Source organism: Streptococcus sp. OH4692_COT-348 (assembly GCF_003859975.1).
Lineage (GTDB): Bacteria > Bacillota > Bacilli > Lactobacillales > Streptococcaceae > Streptococcus.
The window spans coordinates 1-428 of record NZ_RQZB01000063.1 but is presented as its reverse complement, the minus strand read 5'-3'; the positions used below and the strand labels follow the sequence as shown (position 1 = coordinate 428).

Genomic DNA, 428 nt, shown 5'->3' with positions numbered 1-428 from the left:
TAATGAAATTGATATAACACAGTTCATGGAAATGGAACTAGAACTTGTTTATAAAATAATCGAACTTATTGCAGAGAAAAAGAAAGAGGAAAAAGAAAAAGAGAAAAGGCGTAAAAGAAAGGGTATGTAATGGCAAGTAATGCAACATTTGAGGTCGAGATATACGGTAATACTACGAAATTCGAGAACTCACTTAAAGGCGTTAATACCGCAATGTCAGGGCTTAGAGGAGAAGCTAAAAACTTACGTGAAGCTCTAAAAATTGACCCAACAAATACCGGCAAAATGGCACAATTGCAAAAGAATTTACAAACGCAGTTGGGCTTATCACGTGACAAAGCAACAAAACTAAAAGAAGAACTCTCTACGGTTGACAAAGGTACGTCAGCAGGTCAAAAGAAATGGCTACAACTTACTAGAGATTTAGG

Annotated in this window: 1 protein-coding gene; it reads left to right on the top strand. The window is 36.2% G+C overall.

All coding sequences use genetic code 11. The features are described 5' to 3' along the window. Positions 1-129 precede the first annotated feature (129 nt). On the top strand, positions 130-428 hold a 299-nt coding region (locus EII37_RS10910; RefSeq protein ID WP_221620943.1), incomplete at its 3' end, for a hypothetical protein.